Here is a 17,314-nt window from a genome sequence, read left to right as displayed (position 1 = left end):
TTATACCGAGTACATATCCACTCCTGCAGTAACGGCCACTTAGAGTTCAACGGCGGGTCACTTTTGGAAAAGGACCCGGAATTCCGGCCAGCGTGGTTCGACGGGGCGCCTGAGATCAAGAGCAGATCAAGAGCGTCTCGCTTCGCATCGTGGTGAGCGGCAGGCCGTTTCCTTCGTCTGTGCTATACAGTCAACCAAGCAAGTGCTTGGTTGGCTGTATCTCGGATCACAAAGGAGCGCGTCCCATGCCTGTCGCTTTTCGTTTGCCGTTGCAGGTCTTCTTCGAGCGTGAAGCGCGGCACCCGCGCAAAGTCTTCCTCGTTCAACCCATCGGCGGCGGTGAGGTGCAGGCCCTCACCTGGGGCGATGTCGGCCACCAGGCCCGTTGCGCCGCGCACTGGCTGCGTGCGCGGGAGTTGCCCCAGGGCTCGCACATTGCGCTGATTTCAAAAAACTGCGCCCACTGGATCATCGCCGACCTGGCGATCTGGATGGCAGGGCATGTGTCGGTGCCGCTTTATCCCAACCTCACCGCGGACTCAGTCGCCCATGTGCTGACTCACTCGCAGGCGCGGTTGGCGCTGATCGGCAAGCTGGATGATTGGTCGGCGATGGCGCCTGGCGTTCCTGTGGGTGTGCCGACTATCAGTCTGCCGCTGTGCCCTCCTGAAGAGACTTTCGATTTCAGTTGGGCGGACCTGCAAGCCTGTTCACCGATCCAGGACAACCCGCTACCGGATGCCGCCAGCCTGGCCACTATCATCTACACCTCCGGTACGACCGGCCTGCCTAAAGGGGTGATGCACAGTTTCGGCGCCTTGGGGTTTGCTGCCTCGGGCGGCACTGAGCTGTTTGGCCTGGGGGAGGGCGACCGGTTGCTGTCGTACCTGCCGCTGTGCCATGTGGCGGAGCGGATGTTTGTAGAAATGGCGTCGATCTATACCGGGCAAACCGTTTTTTTCGCCGAGAGCCTGGAAACCTTCCTCACCGATCTGCGCAGGGCGCGGCCGACGGCCTTGTTTGGCGTGCCGCGCATCTGGACCAAATTCCAACTGGGCGTCTACGCCAAAATCCCGGAAACACGCCTCGATACCCTGTTACGCCTGCCTTTTATCGGCAAACGCGTCGGCCATAAAATTCTCGCCGGCCTGGGGCTGGATGCGCTGCGCATCGCCCTGTCCGGCGCCGCGCCGGTGCCCGAGGCGTTGCTGCGTTGGTATCAGCGCCTGGGCCTGGATGTGCTGGAGGTGTACGGCATGACCGAAAACTGCGGCTATTCCCATGTGTGTCGCCCAGGTGGGCAAACGCTCGGTTGGATCGGCCAGCCCTGCCCAGGCGTGCAAGTGCGTATCGACCCGTCAGGCGAAGTGCAGGTACACAGTGGCGCGACCATGTTGGGCTACTTCAAGGACCCGCAGAAAACCGCGGATACGCTCACCGCAGATGGCTTCCTGCGCACGGGTGACAAGGGCGAGCAGGACGCGGACGGTCGCCTGCGCCTGACCGGACGTCTCAAGGAAATCTTCAAGACCAGCAAAGGCAAATACGTAGCCCCGGCGCCGATTGAAAACCGCCTGGCCGAACATGCACGTATTGAACAGGTGTGTGTGGTCGGCGAGGGGCTCAGCGCGCCGATAGGGCTGTGCGTGTTGTCGGCACCCGGCGAGGACCGCCAAGCCCTCGGCGGTGGTCTTGAACGCTGGCTGGCACAGGTGAACGCGGGCTTGGACAAGCACGAACGCATGGGGCAATTGGTGGTGGTGAAAGACCATTGGGCGGTTGAAAACGGCTTTCTCACGCCGACTTTGAAGATCAAGCGCAACGTGATCGAGTCGACGTACGGGCCACAATTGCAAGCATGGAGCGCGCGCGCCGAAACCGTTCTGTGGCAGGATTAGGGTCGTAATAAAACCAACAAGGACAACCGTATGAGCCTGTGGCGTACCCAACCGAATATCGAACACCTCAACGCGATCCAGAAAAACACCATCGGTGAAATGCTGGATATTCGTTTCGAAAGCTTCGACGACGAATCCCTTACCGCCAGTATGGTGGTCGACCACCGCACCCATCAGCCCTACGGCCTGCTGCACGGCGGGGCCTCGGTGGTGCTGGCCGAAAGTGTCGGCTCCATGGCCGCCTACTTGTGCATTGATGCAAGCAAGTTCTATTGCGTGGGCCTGGAGGTCAACGCCAACCACCTGCGCGGCGTGCGCAGCGGCCGGGTAACTGCGGTGGCCAAGGCTATTCATATCGGGCGCACTACCCAAGTGTGGGACATCCGCTTGAGCAGCGACGAGGGCAAGGCCAGTTGTGTCTCGCGCCTGACCATGGCCGTGGTGCCGCTGGGTGAACAACCGCCGGCGCGATAGGCGTGGCGTGAGTGTCATCATTCCTGGCAGTTACAGTCATTGCTGTAGAGGCCGGGCATGTTGACAATCCCCCTCTGTTTTTGTTGATGGAACCTGTATGTCGCAGCACGTGTTTTTTACCCACGCCAATGGCTTCCCTTCGGCCACCTACGGCAAGCTGTTTGCCGCCCTGGCCCCGGAATATGCGGTGGCCCATCTGCCGCAGCACGGTCACGACCCCAGGTTCCCGGTGGATGATAACTGGCAGAACCTGGTGGACGAGCTGATCCATCATCTGGAGCAGCAGCCAGAGCCGGTATGGGGCGTGGGCCATTCCCTGGGTGGCGTGCTGCATTTACACGCGGCCATGCGCTGCCCGCACCTGTACCGGGGCGTGGTGATGCTGGATTCGCCGGTGCTCACCCGCGCAGACCGCTGGGTGATCCGCGCTGCCAAGCGCTTTGGCTTTATCGACCGCCTCACCCCGGCTGGGCGCACGCTTGGCCGGCGCGAAGAATTCACCGACCTGGACACCGCGCGCAGCTATTTCGCCGGCAAGACCCTGTTCCGTGGCTTTGACCCCGATTGCTTTGACGCGTACCTGCAACATGGCCTGCAGCAAGTGGGCGATCGCCTGCGCCTGCGGTTCGACCCAGCCACCGAAATCAGCATCTATCGCGGCGTGCCCCACACCAGCCCGGGCCAGGTGCGCCAGTTGAAGGTACCGCTGGCCGTGGTGCGTGGCCGCCAGAGCCGGGTGGTGATGCGTCACCATGCCAGCGGTGTCGACCGCTTGCCCATGGGCGAAATGCTCACCATGCCCGGCGGCCATATGTTTCCCCTCGAACGCCCTCAGGACACTGCTGCCTTGATCAAGACTCTGTTCGCCCGCTGGCAGGCCCGTGAGCGCAGTTGCGCATGAGTACGCCCGTCGAAGAGGTTCGCCTGAGCTTGCCGCACATCGAATTGGCCGCGCATCTGTTCGGGCCCGAGGATGGGCTGCCGGTGATTGCTTTGCATGGCTGGCTGGACAACGCCAACAGCTTTGCGCGCCTGGCGCCCAAGTTGCACGGGTTGCGCATCGTCGCCCTGGACATGGCGGGGCATGGGCATTCGGCGCACCGCCCGGCTGGCGCCGGTTATGCCTTGTGGGATTACGTCTACGACGTGCTGCAGGTGGCCGAGCAACTGGGCTGGAAACGTTTTGCATTACTTGGCCACTCCCTTGGCGCCATAGTCTCCCTGGTGTTGGCCGGGGCCTTGCCGGAGCGGGTGACACACCTGGGCCTGATCGACGGCGTGATCCCACCGACCGCCAGCGGCGAGAACGCGGCCGAGCGCCTGGGCATGGCGTTGCAGGCGCAATTGAGCCTGCAGGACAAGCGCAAACCCGTCTACAACAGCCTTGATCGGGCCGTTGAGGCGCGGATGAAAGGCGTGGTGGCGGTCAGCCGTGAAGCGGCGCAACTCCTGGCCCAGCGCGGTTTGATGCCGGTGCCGGGCGGTTACACCTGGCGCAGCGATAGCCGCCTGACCCTGGCGTCGCCGATGCGCCTGACCGATGAACAGGCCATGGCTTTCGTGCGAAGGGTAGGGTGCCCTACGCAGTTGGTGGTCGCGGCTGACGGCATGCTGGCGAAACATTCCGAATTGCTTTCTCAGCTACCCTTCACGGTTACCACGTTGCCAGGCGGCCATCATTTACACCTGAATGACGAGCCCGGTGCAGCTCTTGTTGCAGACTGTTTCAATCGGTTCTTCTCCACGCCTTGACTTGGCGGGGTCAACTGCCGAGGCTGGGCGGATTGAAAGGGAGTCAACCATGAATACACTCGATATCGCTGTGACCAACATTGGCCAGGGCTCGCTGATCCGATGAGCCTGGGTAAAGGATGTATCCGTGCCCTAGGCCTTTGCTGTTTCAGCCCCCTGGTATTTGCCGCCGATCTGCCCGGCAGCCAGGATTTACCGGCGGTAGCCCGTCAGGTTGATGCGCAAATCGTCGATTACCGCCCCGCTGAAGACAAGGAACGCATCTACCCCATGGGCGCAATCCGCAAGATCAGCGGCCAGTTGCGCTACGAAGGCCAGGCCATCGCACGCGGCCCAGCCACTGCCATCACCTATGAACTACCCGCCGAACACAGCTCCAGCGCCGCCTTTACCGCAACACGCGAAGCCTTGCAGGCCAAGGGCGCGCAGTTGTTGTTCTGGTGCAAGGCGCGCGATTGTGGCGAAAGCAGCCTGTGGGCCAACGAGGTGTTTGGTAACGCCAAGCTAGTGGGCGCCGACGGCCAACAGGAGTACCTGCTGCTTCGCCTGGCCGCCCCGCAGGACAATTCCCTGGTCGCGCTGTATGGCATTACCCGCGGTAACCGTCGCGCCTACCTGCATGTGGAGCAACTCGACGCCAGCGCGCCTCTGGGCAACCTGCTGCCCACCTCGGCCACCCTGCTGCGTGAACTCAAAAGCACCGGCGAGCTGGATTTCCCCGCGCTGGGCGCCGAGCCTGATGACACCTGGCTGACCTTGATATCCCGTGCCTTGAACCTCGACACCACCCTGCGCGTGAGCCTGAGCGGGCCGCACACCGAGGCCTGGCGCCAGGCTCTGGTGGAGAAGGGCGTGCGCACCGCCCGTCTGGAAACCGGCACCGGTGACACCCAAGGGCTGCATCTGCATCTGATACGCTAAGCACCACAGGGCGAACGGACCCGTGCCGTTCGCCTAAGCTCTCTTCCTACAGCCTTCTTTTCGAGATACCCGATGCTCAATAACGATCGCTTGCTGGTGCAAATCCTGCTGCTGGTGCTGTTTGGTGCCAGCTTCTGGGTCATGGCGCCGTTCTGGTCGGCGCTGTTCTGGGGCGCGGTGCTGGCATTTGCCAGCTGGCCGCTGATGCGTTTGCTCACCCGTTGGCTCGGCGGCCGAGAATCCCTGGCCGCTGGCATCCTGACGTTGGGCTGGATGTTGCTGGTGGCGGTGCCGTTGGTATGGCTGGGTTTCAACCTGGCTGACCATGTGCGTGATGCGGTGGCGCTGATCAAGGACATCCAGGTCGACGGCTTGCCCGAGGCGCCGACCTGGTTGGGGTCGATCCCCTTCGTCGGCGAGCGCCTGGTGGCGACCTGGGACAGCATTGATCAACAGGGCGCGGCGCTGATGGTGAGCATCAAGCCGTACCTGGGCCAGGTCGGCAATTGGTTGTTGGCGCGCAGTGCGCAAATTGGCGGCGGCATTCTTGAGCTGACCCTGAGCCTGGTCTTCGTGTTCTTTTTCTACCGTGACGGGCCGCGCCTGGCGATGTTTGTGCACCGCCTGTTGGAGCGCCTGATTGGCGAGCGCGCTGGCTATTACATCGAACTGGTGGCCGGCACGGTACAGCGGGTGGTCAATGGTGTGATCGGCACTGCTGCGGCCCAGGCGCTGCTGGCGCTGATCGGCTTTCTCATCGCTGGCGTACCGGGCGCGCTGGTGCTGGGTATCGTGACTTTCCTGCTCAGCCTTATTCCCATGGGGCCGCCGCTGGTGTGGATCCCGGCCACGGCGTGGCTGGCGTGGAAGGGCGATTACACCTACGCGGTATTCCTGGGCGTGTGGGGCACGTTCGTGATCAGCGGCGTGGATAACGTGCTCAAGCCGTACCTGATCAGCCGTGGCGGCAACCTGCCGTTGGTGATTGTGCTGTTGGGTGTGTTTGGTGGGTTGATAGCGTTCGGTTTTATCGGCCTGTTTATTGGCCCGACATTGCTGGCGGTGGCCTACAGCCTGTTGACAGACTGGAGCGCGAGCCAGGCGCAAGTGCGTCGTGAAGACAAACCCTGTAACTGATGGGTGTACCTAACTGTGGTGCGCCGCGGTACGTGTGGGAGCTGGCTTGCCTGCGATAGCGGTGGGCCAGCCAACACTTCATCGACTGACACTGCGCAATCGCAGGCAAGCCAGCTCCCACATTTGGATCGCGGCGCGTCAGGTAAATGGGAGTGCTTAAACCCTCGGCAACCACATCACCGCCGTCAACCCACCGCCCGGTGTATCTTCCAGGCTCAGGTGGCCGCCGAGTCGCTCGACGGCCTCCCTGGCAATGGTCATCCCCAAACCGACCCCTCCGGAATTGCGGTTGCGCGAACCCTCCAGGCGAAAGAACGGCTCGAACACCGCTTCGCGCTTATCGGCGGCGATTCCCGGGCCGTGGTCGATCACCCGTATCACCAGGGCGCCGCGGCTGTCAGCCAGTTCTACCCGGGCGGTGCCGGCATAGCGCAGGGCGTTGTCGATCAAATTGTTCAGGCATGAGCGCAGCGCCATCGGCTGTACCTGCAACGGTGTACAGGTGCCGGAAAATTTCACGTCGCGGCCTTGGTCCTGAGCGTTTTCACTCAGGGATTCCACCAATGCCTGTACGTCGAGCCAATGTCGTGTCTCGCTGGTGCGCTGTTCGTGCAGGTAGCTCAAGGTGGCATCCAGCATGCCGATCATGTCGTCCAGGTCTTGGCGCATCTGGCCTTGCAACTTGGGGTCTTCGATCTGTTCCAGGCGCAGCTTGAGGCGCGAGAGGGGGGTGCGCAGGTCATGGGAGACGGCGCCGAGCATGCGGGCGCGCTGGCTGACTTGTTCGCGGATGCGCTTTTGCATCAGGTTGAAGGTCGAGGCCGCCTGGCGTGCTTCGCGAGGGCCGGATTCCACCAGGGGCGGGCTGTCGAGGTCGACGCTCAAGCGCTCGGCCGCCGCGCTCAGGCGCTGGATCGGCCGGCTCAGCAGTTTGGCGCCGTACCAGGCGGCAATGATCAGCGAGATAAATTGAAATGTCAGGGGTACCACCGGGCCGCCAAACCAGGGGCGAGGCGCTTTGTGCAAGGGCGTGAGACTGCCGTCTGGTTGTTCGACGAACGCCGCGCGGGGCGGTGGCGGCGGGCCGTAATGGTGGAACCAGAAGAACGCCAGCACGTGGGCCAGCACAATCGCCACCAGCAACAGGCCGAACAGTCGCCCGAACAGCGTATTGAAGGGGGCGCGCATCAACCGATATCCCGGGCGTCGAACAGGTAGCCTTCGCCGCGTACGGTCTTGATCAGTTGCGGAGCCTTGGGGTCATCCCCCAGCTTCTGACGCAGGCGCGACACCAGCAAGTCGATGCTGCGATCAAAGGCCTCGATAGAGCGCCCACGGGCCGCGTCCAACAGCTGTTCGCGGCTCAGCACACGGCGCGGGCGTTCGATGAACACCCACAACAAACGAAACTCGGCGTTGGACAGCGGCACCACCAGGCCATCATCGGCCACCAACTGGCGCAGCACGCTGTTCAGGCGCCAATTGTCGAAACGGATATTGGCCCGCTGTTCGGTGCGGTCATCACGCACCCGGCGCAGGATGGTCTGGATACGCGCGACCAGTTCCCGGGGTTCGAACGGCTTGGACATATAGTCGTCTGCCCCCAGTTCCAGGCCGATGATGCGGTCTGTGGGTTCGCAGCGGGCGGTGAGCATCAAAATCGGAATATCCGACTCGGCGCGCAGCCAGCGGCACAATGTCAGCCCGTCTTCGCCCGGCAGCATCAGGTCGAGCACCACCACATCGAAGGTCTCCGCTTGCATGGGCTGGCGCATGGCGGTGCCGTCGGTGACGCCTGAGGCGAGAATATTGAAGCGTGCCAGGTAGTCGATCAGCAGTTCGCGGATCGGCACGTCGTCGTCGACAATCAGTGCGCGGGTGTTCCAGCGCTTGTCTTCGGCGATCACCGCGTCTTTTGGCGCTTCGTTTACAGGGTCGCAAGGGGTATGCATAGCGAGGTCATCTGCCTGGTTGTGGCTGTCAGCATAGGCGCCCAGTTCCAGGGCTGGAAGTGCTGGGCGGGCGGTCATGTGTGCGAGGCTAGCCGGACGGCGTATTGAGGGCGTGTCGTGAATGTATCGGCGCTGAAACAATCGCCCTGAATCGCCTCTATTGGGCGCTTGATCGGTATTTACCGATCATCGGATCCCGCAACGGCGCTGCTTGCGCTACAATCCGCGCCGATTTCGACTTGCCTGAGAGCCCATTCCAATGTCCGTCTGCCAGACTCCTATCATCGTCGCCCTGGATTACCCCACCCGTGACGCCGCACTGAAGCTGGCTGACCAGTTGGACCCCAAGCTTTGCCGGGTCAAGGTCGGCAAGGAACTGTTCACCAGTTGCGCGGCGGAAATCGTCGGCACCCTGCGTGACAAAGGCTTCGAAGTGTTCCTGGACCTGAAATTCCATGACATCCCCAACACCACGGCGATGGCCGTCAAAGCCGCGGCCGAGATGGGCGTGTGGATGGTCAATGTGCACTGCTCCGGTGGCCTGCGCATGATGAGCGCCTGCCGCGAAGTGCTGGAACAGCGCAGCGGCCCAAAACCGTTGTTGATCGGTGTAACCGTGCTCACCAGCATGGAGCGCGAGGACCTGGCGGGCATTGGCCTGGATATCGAGCCGCAGGTTCAGGTGTTGCGCCTGGCAGCCCTGGCGCAGAAGGCCGGCCTCGACGGCCTGGTGTGCTCAGCCCTCGAAGCCCAGGCCCTGAAGAACGCTCACCCTTCGCTGCAACTGGTGACACCGGGTATCCGTCCCACCGGCAGCGCCCAGGATGACCAACGCCGCATCCTGACCCCACGCCAGGCCCTGGATGCAGGCTCTGACTATCTGGTGATTGGCCGTCCGATCAGCCAGGCGGCGGATCCTGCCAAGGCGTTGGCAGCGGTCGTCGCCGAGATCGCCTGATTTTTAGAGCGGCAAAAATGTGGGAGCTGGCTTGCCTGCGATAGTATCAACTCGGTATCACTTAGAGACCGAGTTGCTTGCATCGCAGGCAAGCCAGCTCCCACATCTGTTTTTGTGGTGTGTCAGCTGACTTTGAGCACCAACTTCCCGAAGTTCTCGCCATTGAACAGCTTCATCAGCGTTTCCGGGAATGTCTCCAGCCCTTCGACAATATCTTCCTTGCTCTTGAGCTTGCCCTGGGCCATCCAACCGGCCATTTCCTGGCCCGCCGCCGCGAAGTTCGCCGCGTGGTCCATCACCACAAAGCCTTCCATGCGCGCACGATTGACCAGCAATGACAGGTAGTTGGCCGGGCCTTTGACCGCTTCCTTGTTGTTGTATTGGCTGATTGCGCCGCAAATCACTACGCGGGCTTTGAGCGCCAGGCGGCTGAGCACGGCGTCGAGAATATCGCCGCCGACGTTATCGAAATACACGTCCACGCCTTTGGGGCACTCGCGCTTGAGGGCGGCGGGCACGTCTTCACTTTTGTAGTCGATGGCGGCGTCGAAGCCCAGCTCATCCACCAGGAACTTGCACTTTTCGGCGCCACCGGCGATCCCCACCACGCGACAGCCTTTGAGTTTGGCGATCTGCCCGGCGATGCTGCCCACGGCACCGGCAGCACCGGAGATCACCACGGTGTCGCCGGTTTTCGGTGCGCCGGTTTCCAGCAGGGCAAAGTACGCCGTCATGCCGGTCATGCCCAGGGCGGACAGGTAGCGGGGCAGGGGTGCCAGCTTGGGGTCCACCTTATAGAAACCACGGGGCTCGCCGAGGAAGTAATCCTGCACGCCCAGTGCACCGTTCACGTAGTCCCCCACCGCGAAGTTCGGATGCTTCGAGGCAATCACCTTGCCTACACCCAAGGCGCGCATCACTTCGCCGATGCCTACTGGTGGGATGTAGGACTTGCCTTCATTCATCCAGCCACGCATGGCCGGGTCAAGGGACAGATATTCATTGCGCACCAGCACCTGGCCTTCCTGGGGTTCGCCCACCGGCACTTCCTGGTAAGTGAAGGTCTCGCGCGTGGCGGCACCGACCGGGCGTTTGGCGAGCAGAAATTGGCGGTTGGTCTGGGCGGTCATGGCAAGGACTCTTTAGAAATGGAACATGAGTGATAGACCCTCAGTCGCAGAAGGGCAAGGGTGTGCGGAGCCGGCGAATGCCCGGCAATAGGCCTCGCTGATAGTCAGGCAGGCGGCTTTATCACTGCGATTCATGCAGCGCCAACCGGCCTTCTGATAGTGCTGACGCACGGCTCCCGGCGTTGGCTAGACTCGCTCCACCGCTACTAACCCCACAGGACAGTTCCCATGAGCATGACGTTTTCCGGCCAGGTCGCCTTGGTGACCGGCGCCGCTGCTGGTATTGGCCGCGCCACCGCGCTGGCATTCGCCGCCGAAGGCTTGAAGGTGGTGGTCGCGGACCTTGATGTGGCAGGAGGCGAGGGCACTGTGGCACTGATCCACCAGGCCGGTGGCGAAGGGATATTCGTGCGCTGCAACGTCACGCTCGACACGGACGTGCAGCAATTGATGGCACAGACCGTCACCACCTATGGGCGCCTGGACTACGCCTTCAACAACGCCGGCATCGAGATCGAGAAGGGCAAGCTGGCTGACGGCAGTCTCGATGAGTTCGATGCGATCATGGGGGTTAACGTCAAAGGCGTGTGGCTGTGCATGAAGTATCAGCTGCCGTTGCTGTTGGCCCAGGGCGGCGGGGCCATCGTCAACACCGCATCGGTGGCGGGGTTGGGGGCGGCACCGAAGATGAGTATCTATGCGGCGTCCAAGCATGCGGTGATCGGGCTGACGAAGTCGGCGGCCATCGAGTATGCGAAGAAGAGAATCCGCGTGAATGCGGTCTGCCCGGCCGTGATTGATACCGACATGTTTCGCCGCGCCTATGAGGCCGACCCACGCAAGGCTGAGTTTGCCGCCGCCATGCACCCGGTCGGACGCATTGGCAAGGTTGAGGAAATCGCCAGCGCCGTGTTGTACCTGTGCAGTGATGGCGCAGCGTTTACCACCGGTCAGGCCTTGGCGGTGGACGGTGGCGCGACGGCGATCTAGGACCGCGCTTGGCACGCTGTTTGAAAAGAGCGCGGGGTGATGTGGGGCGTTTCCATAGCTGGCAGAGTGCCGTGGCTGAATATGTTTCTTCAGGTAAATAATCTAATAAAATCAATAATTTAATAAAAGTTTGCGACCGGTTTTACCAGGCTTCTGTGCTTAACTGCTTTGGGTTAACAGATAGTTTAAGTGAGTGGCTCATGGATTTAGGGATCGATCGACAAGCCCTGGTACCGGTTGTTCAGCAGATCGTCGGCGCGGTGGCAGAATGGATTCGCAAGGAGGGGGTGAGCCCTGGCACACGCTTGCCGTCCATTCGCCAATTGGCCCTCGATAACCTGCTGAGCCAGTCCAGCGTGATCGAGGCATTCGAACGTTTGGCGGCCCAGGGGCTGCTGGCTCCCAGGCAGGGATCGGGGTTCGTGGTGGCGCATCCCACCACGGCCCACGAAAACCATTGGTATGAAGGTGCGGAACAAGGCTGGGGTGCATTTACCGATAGCCCGCTGGGCGAGCTGAAGTTGGGCTGCGGTTGGTTACCCGACACTTGGCGCGAAAGCGATGACATCAACTACGCGATCCGCGAACTGAGCCGTACCGACACTGGCGGCCTGTTCAACTACAGCACACCCTTGGGGTTGCCGGCGTTGCGCGAACAACTGCTCAAGCGCCTGACCCAGATTCACGTGCCCACCAGCCTGGACCGTATTCTCACCACCCACGGCGCCAGCCATGCCCAGGACCTGCTGATACGCACGCTGCTCAAGCCAGGTGATAAGGTGGTGGTCGAGACACCCGGGTATGGCAATCTCTATCGCCAACTGGCCTTTCAGGGCGTTACGCTGCTGCAAGTGCCGCGCACCCGTGGTGGCCCGGATATTCCGGCATTGGAAGCGCTGCTGCACACCCACCGGCCCAAGTGCCTGTTCATCAACAGCCTGTATCACAACCCCACGGGGACCAGTTTGAGTCGTCCGGTGGCGGAGCGCTTGTTGGAGTTGGCACGCGAGCGCGACTTCCTGATTATCGAAGAGGATGTGTACGGCGACCTGCAGCATGCCAGTTGCACGCGCTTGTCAGCGCTGGCCCATGATGATCGGGTGATCTATGTGGCGAGCTTTTCCAAAACCCTGAGCAGCGCCCTGCGCGTGGGTTACCTGTGTGCCAGTGCTGCGATCATTACGCAATTGGCCCAGCTCAAGACCCTGACAGGCATCGGCACTTCACGGTTTGCCGAAGCCATGGTGGCGACGTTGCTGAGTAACGGCACTTATCGTAAGTGGATGCAGCGCCTGCGCAAGCGCTTGAATGCGCAGATGGCCGCCACGTTGCAGGTACTGGAGGATGAAGAGTGGCAGGTATTTGCCGCACCCGCGGGCGGTATGTTCCTGTGGGCACGACCAGGCATGGCCGACCCCTTGCGATTGCAAGCCTGCGCCCAGCGGCTGGGTGTGTTGCTGTCGCCCGGCGCATTGTTCAGCCCCACGGGGGAGCGTAGCGAATGGCTACGCATCAATGTGGCCTACGCGGCTGATCAACGCGCATTGACGCTGTTCCGAGCCATGGGCGCGGCAAGATCGACCTCGACCATTCTGAAAACGACGCGCATGTAGCTTTTTGCCATTATTCCGGCGCCAGCGGCTTGTGCTCAGTGCCTCGGGGTTGCGAATCTCGCTGCTTGTAAACCTGGCTTATGGCATTTGCCATCGCAAGAGGATCAAGTGCAATGATTTCGGGCGTGCAACGACGTTTCGCCAACCTCGGTATGGCAAAAAAACTCGGCTTGGGGTTTACCCTGGTACTGCTGCTGACGGCCTTGGTAGCGGCCATCGGCGTGTGGTCCCTGCAGACCATCGGCCAGCGCTTCGAAGGCCTTACGTCGATGTCGACGCTCAACAGCGACCTGCTCAAGGTGCGCTTGATCGAGCAGGACTATGCGTTGCACGCCGACCCCAAGGCCGTTGATGCCCTGCATGCCAGTGTCGATGCGCTGCTGGCCCTGGCCACGCGTCTCAAGGCTCGGTCTGCCAGCAACGAGCGAGTGATGGGTGACGTTGAGCAAGCCTTGGTCGCCTATCGCCAGGCATTCGATGAGTTCGTCGAGTTGACCCAGACCAAGGACCTCGCCCTGGAAATGGCCAGTTGGTCGGTGTCCAGCGTGGCCAATAACCTGGATGTGCTGCAAGCCGGGCTGGCGGACGACGGCGCCTATGGCCTCAAGGAAAGCCAAGGCAAGGAGGGCGCGGCGTTTATCGAGCAGGCAGGGCAGGTCAGCCAGGTGTCGCGGCTGATGTTGCAGGCCATGAACGAAGCGCGGGTGCGCCTGGATCAGAGCCGCAGGGTGGACGCAGACGACGCCGGGCAGGGCAAGATCGAGCAAGCCGACCAGGCCCTGGCTGAAGTCGAGAAACTCAAAACCACGGTCAAGGACCCCGGCTACCAGACCGTGCTCAATGAAGTCGCCGGGCATATCGCGTCGTTCAGTGAAAAGCTCGGCGAATACACTGGGCTGCTGGCCCAGGAAAAAGTGGTCTACACGCAATTGCATGACCGCGCCGAGCAAGTGGTCAGCCGGGTCAACCAGGCGTATGCCGCCGAAGACCAGTCCATGCAAACACAGTTGCAGCACAGTACGTTACTGATCATCGGCTCATCCGCCCTGGCGCTACTGGTGGGCTTGATCGCTGCATGGGTGATCACCTGCTTGATTGTTGCGCCGTTGCGCGCGGTGATCGCCGTGGCTCAGCAGATCGCCTCGGGTGACCTGAGTGGGCGCATGGAGATCAGCCGGTGCGATGAAATCGGCCAGTTGATGCAGGCGATGCAGCAGATGGGCAACAGCTTGAGCCAGATGGTCAGCGGGTTGCAGGCGGGGATCGAACAGCTCGCCAGCTCCGCGCATTCATTGTCCAGCGTCACCGAGCAAACCACTGCCGAAGTCAGCAACCAGAAGGACGAAACCGAGCAAGTCGCTACGGCGATGAACCAGATGACCGCCACGGTGCACGATGTGGCACGCAATGCCGAGCAGGCGGCCCAAGCCGCGCAGACCGCGGATGCCAAGGTCGATAGCGGCCAGCAGGTGGTGCGCATGAGTCTGCAGCGTATCGAGTTGCTGGCCACATCCAGCAACAGTGCCAGCGCCAGTATCGAAAGCCTCAGCGCGCAAATCCAGAATATAGGTACCGTCTTGAGCGTGATCCAGAGCGTGGCCGAACAGACCAACTTGCTGGCTTTGAACGCTGCGATTGAGGCGGCGCGTGCCGGTGAGCAGGGGCGTGGCTTTGCGGTGGTGGCCGATGAAGTGCGGGCACTGGCCAAGCGCACCCAACAATCGACCGAGGAAATCGAACGGCTGGTCAGCACGCTGCGCAGTGCGGCGCAGTCCTCGGTGCAGCAGATCCAGCAGAGTGGCGAGTTGGTGAAACTGGCGGTCAGTGATGCGCTGGAAACCGAAGGGGCCTTGGGCAGCATTGCCGCGGCTGTTTCATTGATCCAGCAGATGAACCAACAGATCGCCGCCGCCGCCGAGGAGCAAAGCTCGGTGGCCGAAGAGATCAACCGCAGCGTCACCAGTATTCGGGCGAGTGCCGATCATTCGGCGTTGAGCATGCAAGGCAATGCCGCCTCGAGCATCCAGTTGGCGCAGTTGGGCGCGCAACTCAAGGGGATGGTGGGGCATTTCCGCCTTTGATCGCAGCGTAGGCGCTACGATCTGAGGGCGGGGCGATCAGGCGTGGTTGGCGAGGAAGGACAGCAGCGCCTCGTTGACGAAGTCGGGGTTCTCGCGGCTTGAGATATGCCCAGCCTCGGGGATCAGGATCAGGTCGCAACCAATCTGGTCGGCCATTTCCTTGGATTCTGCAGGTGGCCGGGGTTTGTCCTGTTCGCCGCACATCACCAAGGTGGTGTCGGCGTCCAAGCCAGGTAATTGCTCCAGGATGTCTTCGCGGCTGAAGATCAGGCGGCCCAGCGGCACGATACTGTCCAGCAAGCGTTCTCTGGGGAAGTCTTGCAGTGACTGGCGAAAATCCCGGTACAGCGCGGATTCGCGGTCGATGTTCGGGCGGAAGAAGATCGGTGCGATCACATCCAGCAACGGTTCCGGGATCGCACCGGCGTCTTCAATCATCTTGAACAGGGAGAAATAGTACTGGCGCGTTGCTTCGGGTTCGGCCCCGAGGTAGGTGTCCATCAGCACTACGCTGTTGATGCGCTCGGGAGCCTGCAATGCCAGGCGTGCGCCCCACATGCCGCCGACCGAGAGGCCCACCAGGTTGGCTTGCTCGATACTCAGGTGATCCAGCAACGCCAGGGCCTGGCGGGCGAGGTCATCCAGGGAATGAGTGGGTGCTGGCAACGGCCCGGACTCACCGTGGCCCCACAATTCGGGGACGATCACGCGGTATTGCTGCGACAGCGCTTCAATCTGCGGCGCCCACATGTCGCTGGCCCACAGGTAACTCGAACCCAGTAGCACGACAGGGCCGGTGCCCTGGTCGATATAGTGCAGCGGTTGTCCATCAATCACGGCGACAGGCATAACAGGCCTCTAATTTCACGGAGTGAGGGGCACTTTTTTACGCTAGTCGGGGACGGGGGGATAGGTGCACATTGATGGCATGTGATGATTTGGGCGCTGTGGCAAGCAAGCTTACTCCCGCGACGGCCCGCCAGCCGCCGCACCCCCTCACTTCAAATGTGGGAGCTGGCTTGCCTGCGATGACGGCCTGCCAGCCGATGCTTACCTACCTGGCACCCCACAATCACTGTGGGAGCGGGCTTGCTCGCGAAAGCGGTGGGTCAGTAACATCAATGTTGCTGAGCCAACGTCTTCGCAGGCAAGCCAGCTCCCACCTTTGATCTTCGTTACTTTGAGCATTGCGTCGCGTTGCCATCAATCGTAAATAGCTTTCTTCTTCCACTCGGCGTCGGCATCGACGACTTTCAAGCCCTCGGTCAGCTCGTTGACTTCGTCCTCGGCCGGCTTGCTGTTGGTCAGCACTGTGGAGTTGGCGCGCGCCAGTTGGGACTCCAGTAGTTGTAACTGGGCACTGTAGAGCACCGGCTCCGGTTGTTTGCGCAGGTACTGCACGCCGCGCTCGAACGCCAGGCGTGCCTGGCCGGGTTGGCCTTGCAGCAGGGCGTGCTGGCCGAGGTTGTTGAAAAACTCGATGTGCAGCAGCACCAGGATATGACGGATTTCCTTGATCCAGTGCTTGGCCTCGTTGGTCGGCAGGAAGCCATCCTGGGCGGCGCGGGTGACTTGGCCGTGCAGGGCTTCGAGCAGGAAGCGCACGTCCTTGGCCTTGGCTTCGGTCTGGATCGGGGCCGGTGGGTTGGGCACCGGAATCGATTCGCCTTGGGCGATCAGCGCATTCAGTTCGTTGATGCGGGCCTTGAGCGGTGTGCTGGACTTGTTGAGGTTCAACAGGCGCTGGTTGACGTTCAGTTCCAGGCGAGCCAGCAACAGCTTGAGCGCTGGGGTCATCAGTTGGCCGGGGAAGGTCTCGGTGATTTCACCGCAGCGACGCAGCCGATCGTTAAGCTCGATCTCGGTACGCTTCTTTTCCAGCTTGTTGTTTTCCACCACGTGGTTCATGTAGCCAATGGCGATCAGTATTACGATCCCGGCTATTACCAGCAGGGTGATCATGAGTGGTGTCACCGGTGTGACCTCTTTAATAGGGTGTGCTGTGGAGTGTAGTGACTGGGTCATCCGGCGGATAGGACCGATCGACCAGTTGCCCAGGTGATTTCTTCTATATAGGTAGGCGCTTCCTGAATGGATGCACATTGCCATCATTTGTCAGGGTGAACTATAGCGTCTTGTCGAACGCCAGAATATAGGCGCCAAGGCTCGGACGGTGCCACTGCCCGCGAAGGCCGTGAAACTATGGCGAAGTCATTGATTTAAATAAATTTATCCTTGGGGGTTGACGACCTTTCAATCCATCCATAGAATGCGCGCCACTTACAGCGTAAAGCACACAGCGAAACGCGGTAGGGAGTGAATGTTGTAGGTGTGTCCCCTTCGTCTAGTGGCCTAGGACACCGCCCTTTCACGGCGGTAACAGGGGTTCGAGTCCCCTAGGGGACGCC

General features: G+C 61.4%; 15 protein-coding genes, 1 tRNA gene and 1 pseudogene. 12 read left to right on the top strand and 5 right to left on the bottom strand.

Annotated features, from left to right (window positions below; translation table 11 throughout):
• Positions 1–245 precede the first annotated feature (245 nt).
• The 6 genes from AC07S6_RS26270 to AC07S6_RS26245 all read left to right on the top strand — a co-directional run bounded on the left by AC07S6_RS26270 (position 246) and on the right by AC07S6_RS26245 (position 6,182).
• A complete protein-coding gene (locus AC07S6_RS26270) occupies positions 246–1,898 on the top strand; it encodes an AMP-binding protein (RefSeq protein ID WP_490613571.1) in 1,653 nt (550 codons plus the stop codon).
• A gap of 30 nt (positions 1,899–1,928) precedes the next feature.
• On the top strand, positions 1,929–2,372 hold the full coding sequence (locus AC07S6_RS26265) for a hotdog fold thioesterase (protein WP_014717751.1): 444 nt from the start codon (positions 1,929–1,931) through the stop codon (positions 2,370–2,372).
• A 97-nt stretch (positions 2,373–2,469) separates the two neighbouring features.
• Positions 2,470–3,273, top strand: a complete 804-nt coding sequence (locus tag AC07S6_RS26260) for an alpha/beta fold hydrolase (RefSeq protein WP_044273029.1) — start codon at positions 2,470–2,472, stop codon at positions 3,271–3,273.
• On the top strand, positions 3,270–4,124 hold the full coding sequence (locus tag AC07S6_RS26255) for an alpha/beta hydrolase (RefSeq protein ID WP_020301706.1): 855 nt from the start codon (positions 3,270–3,272) through the stop codon (positions 4,122–4,124). Before AC07S6_RS26260 ends, AC07S6_RS26255 begins: the two co-directional genes overlap by 4 nt.
• A gap of 102 nt (positions 4,125–4,226) precedes the next feature.
• Positions 4,227–5,045, top strand: a complete 819-nt coding sequence (locus tag AC07S6_RS26250; protein WP_495113339.1) for a DUF4892 domain-containing protein — start codon at positions 4,227–4,229, stop codon at positions 5,043–5,045.
• Between the two features lie 72 nt (positions 5,046–5,117).
• Entirely contained in the window at positions 5,118–6,182 is a 1,065-nt protein-coding gene (locus AC07S6_RS26245) for an AI-2E family transporter (RefSeq protein ID WP_003190063.1), read from the top strand.
• Between the two features lie 156 nt (positions 6,183–6,338).
• Here the strand turns inward: AC07S6_RS26245 and AC07S6_RS26240 are convergent, their stop codons facing one another.
• Entirely contained in the window at positions 6,339–7,370 is a 1,032-nt protein-coding gene (locus AC07S6_RS26240) for a sensor histidine kinase (protein ID WP_034127211.1), read from the bottom strand.
• Positions 7,370–8,134: a response regulator gene (locus AC07S6_RS26235; RefSeq protein WP_495113342.1), complete on the bottom strand. Its 765-nt coding sequence runs from the start codon at positions 8,132–8,134 to the stop codon at positions 7,370–7,372. The genes AC07S6_RS26240 and AC07S6_RS26235 overlap by 1 nt, the downstream gene beginning before the upstream one ends.
• A gap of 259 nt (positions 8,135–8,393) precedes the next feature.
• On the opposite strand from AC07S6_RS26235, the gene pyrF reads away from it, so the two are divergent.
• A complete protein-coding gene (gene pyrF, locus AC07S6_RS26230; RefSeq protein ID WP_003190068.1) occupies positions 8,394–9,092 on the top strand; it encodes an orotidine-5'-phosphate decarboxylase in 699 nt (232 codons plus the stop codon).
• A gap of 122 nt (positions 9,093–9,214) precedes the next feature.
• Here pyrF and AC07S6_RS26225 read toward each other — a convergent pair whose 3' ends face one another.
• Complete coding sequence (locus AC07S6_RS26225) at positions 9,215–10,222, bottom strand: NADP-dependent oxidoreductase (protein WP_495113338.1); 1,008 nt, start codon at positions 10,220–10,222, stop codon at positions 9,215–9,217.
• A gap of 228 nt (positions 10,223–10,450) precedes the next feature.
• Here AC07S6_RS26225 and AC07S6_RS26220 point away from each other — a divergent pair, with 228 nt between their 5' ends.
• The 4 genes and pseudogenes from AC07S6_RS26220 to AC07S6_RS26205 all read left to right on the top strand — a co-directional run bounded on the left by AC07S6_RS26220 (position 10,451) and on the right by AC07S6_RS26205 (position 14,906).
• The gene (locus AC07S6_RS26220; RefSeq protein WP_490613568.1) at positions 10,451–11,212 is read left to right on the top strand and encodes an SDR family oxidoreductase; all 762 of its coding nucleotides are present in this window, start codon (positions 10,451–10,453) and stop codon (positions 11,210–11,212) included.
• A gap of 200 nt (positions 11,213–11,412) precedes the next feature.
• Positions 11,413–12,825: an aminotransferase-like domain-containing protein gene (locus tag AC07S6_RS26215; protein WP_495113337.1), complete on the top strand. Its 1,413-nt coding sequence runs from the start codon at positions 11,413–11,415 to the stop codon at positions 12,823–12,825.
• Positions 12,826–12,905: 80 nt separating this feature from the next.
• A pseudogene (locus AC07S6_RS26210) lies at positions 12,906–14,048 on the top strand (HAMP domain-containing protein); the annotation flags it as partial.
• A complete protein-coding gene (locus AC07S6_RS26205) occupies positions 14,025–14,906 on the top strand; it encodes a methyl-accepting chemotaxis protein (RefSeq protein ID WP_370721009.1) in 882 nt (293 codons plus the stop codon). The pseudogene AC07S6_RS26210 and the gene AC07S6_RS26205, both read left to right, overlap by 24 nt.
• A gap of 36 nt (positions 14,907–14,942) precedes the next feature.
• Here the strand turns inward: AC07S6_RS26205 and AC07S6_RS26200 are convergent, their stop codons facing one another.
• A complete protein-coding gene (locus AC07S6_RS26200) occupies positions 14,943–15,755 on the bottom strand; it encodes an alpha/beta fold hydrolase (protein ID WP_495113336.1) in 813 nt (270 codons plus the stop codon).
• Positions 15,756–16,109: 354 nt separating this feature from the next.
• Positions 16,110–16,880, bottom strand: coding sequence for a hypothetical protein (locus tag AC07S6_RS26195; protein WP_034127216.1), 771 nt, complete (start codon positions 16,878–16,880; stop codon positions 16,110–16,112).
• A 359-nt stretch (positions 16,881–17,239) separates the two neighbouring features.
• On the opposite strand from AC07S6_RS26195, the gene AC07S6_RS26190 reads away from it, so the two are divergent.
• Positions 17,240–17,312: transfer RNA gene (locus AC07S6_RS26190), tRNA-Glu, on the top strand.
• The last annotated feature ends 2 nt before the right edge of the window (positions 17,313–17,314 follow it).

It is taken from the genome of Pseudomonas sp. GW821-FHT07B01 (assembly GCF_059419065.1).
This window is presented reverse-complemented; position numbering and strand designations above follow the sequence as displayed.

Excerpts from the sequence above, each read along its gene's own strand:
- AC07S6_RS26270 (WP_490613571.1), top strand. The coding sequence starts at position 246 with ATGCCTGTCGCTTTTCGTTTGCCGTTGCAGGTCTTCTTCGAGCGTGAA.
- AC07S6_RS26265 (WP_014717751.1), top strand. The coding sequence starts at position 1,929 with ATGAGCCTGTGGCGTACCCAACCGAATATCGAACACCTCAACGCGATC.
- AC07S6_RS26260 (WP_044273029.1), top strand. The coding sequence starts at position 2,470 with ATGTCGCAGCACGTGTTTTTTACCCACGCCAATGGCTTCCCTTCGGCC.
- AC07S6_RS26255 (WP_020301706.1), top strand. The coding sequence starts at position 3,270 with ATGAGTACGCCCGTCGAAGAGGTTCGCCTGAGCTTGCCGCACATCGAA.
- AC07S6_RS26250 (WP_495113339.1), top strand. The coding sequence starts at position 4,227 with ATGAGCCTGGGTAAAGGATGTATCCGTGCCCTAGGCCTTTGCTGTTTC.
- AC07S6_RS26245 (WP_003190063.1), top strand. The coding sequence starts at position 5,118 with ATGCTCAATAACGATCGCTTGCTGGTGCAAATCCTGCTGCTGGTGCTG.
- AC07S6_RS26240 (WP_034127211.1), bottom strand. The coding sequence starts at position 7,370 with ATGCGCGCCCCCTTCAATACGCTGTTCGGGCGACTGTTCGGCCTGTTG.
- AC07S6_RS26235 (WP_495113342.1), bottom strand. The coding sequence starts at position 8,134 with ATGCATACCCCTTGCGACCCTGTAAACGAAGCGCCAAAAGACGCGGTG.
- pyrF (WP_003190068.1), top strand. The coding sequence starts at position 8,394 with ATGTCCGTCTGCCAGACTCCTATCATCGTCGCCCTGGATTACCCCACC.
- AC07S6_RS26225 (WP_495113338.1), bottom strand. The coding sequence starts at position 10,222 with ATGACCGCCCAGACCAACCGCCAATTTCTGCTCGCCAAACGCCCGGTC.
- AC07S6_RS26220 (WP_490613568.1), top strand. The coding sequence starts at position 10,451 with ATGAGCATGACGTTTTCCGGCCAGGTCGCCTTGGTGACCGGCGCCGCT.
- AC07S6_RS26215 (WP_495113337.1), top strand. The coding sequence starts at position 11,413 with ATGGATTTAGGGATCGATCGACAAGCCCTGGTACCGGTTGTTCAGCAG.
- AC07S6_RS26205 (WP_370721009.1), top strand. The coding sequence starts at position 14,025 with ATGCAGGCGATGCAGCAGATGGGCAACAGCTTGAGCCAGATGGTCAGC.
- AC07S6_RS26200 (WP_495113336.1), bottom strand. The coding sequence starts at position 15,755 with ATGCCTGTCGCCGTGATTGATGGACAACCGCTGCACTATATCGACCAG.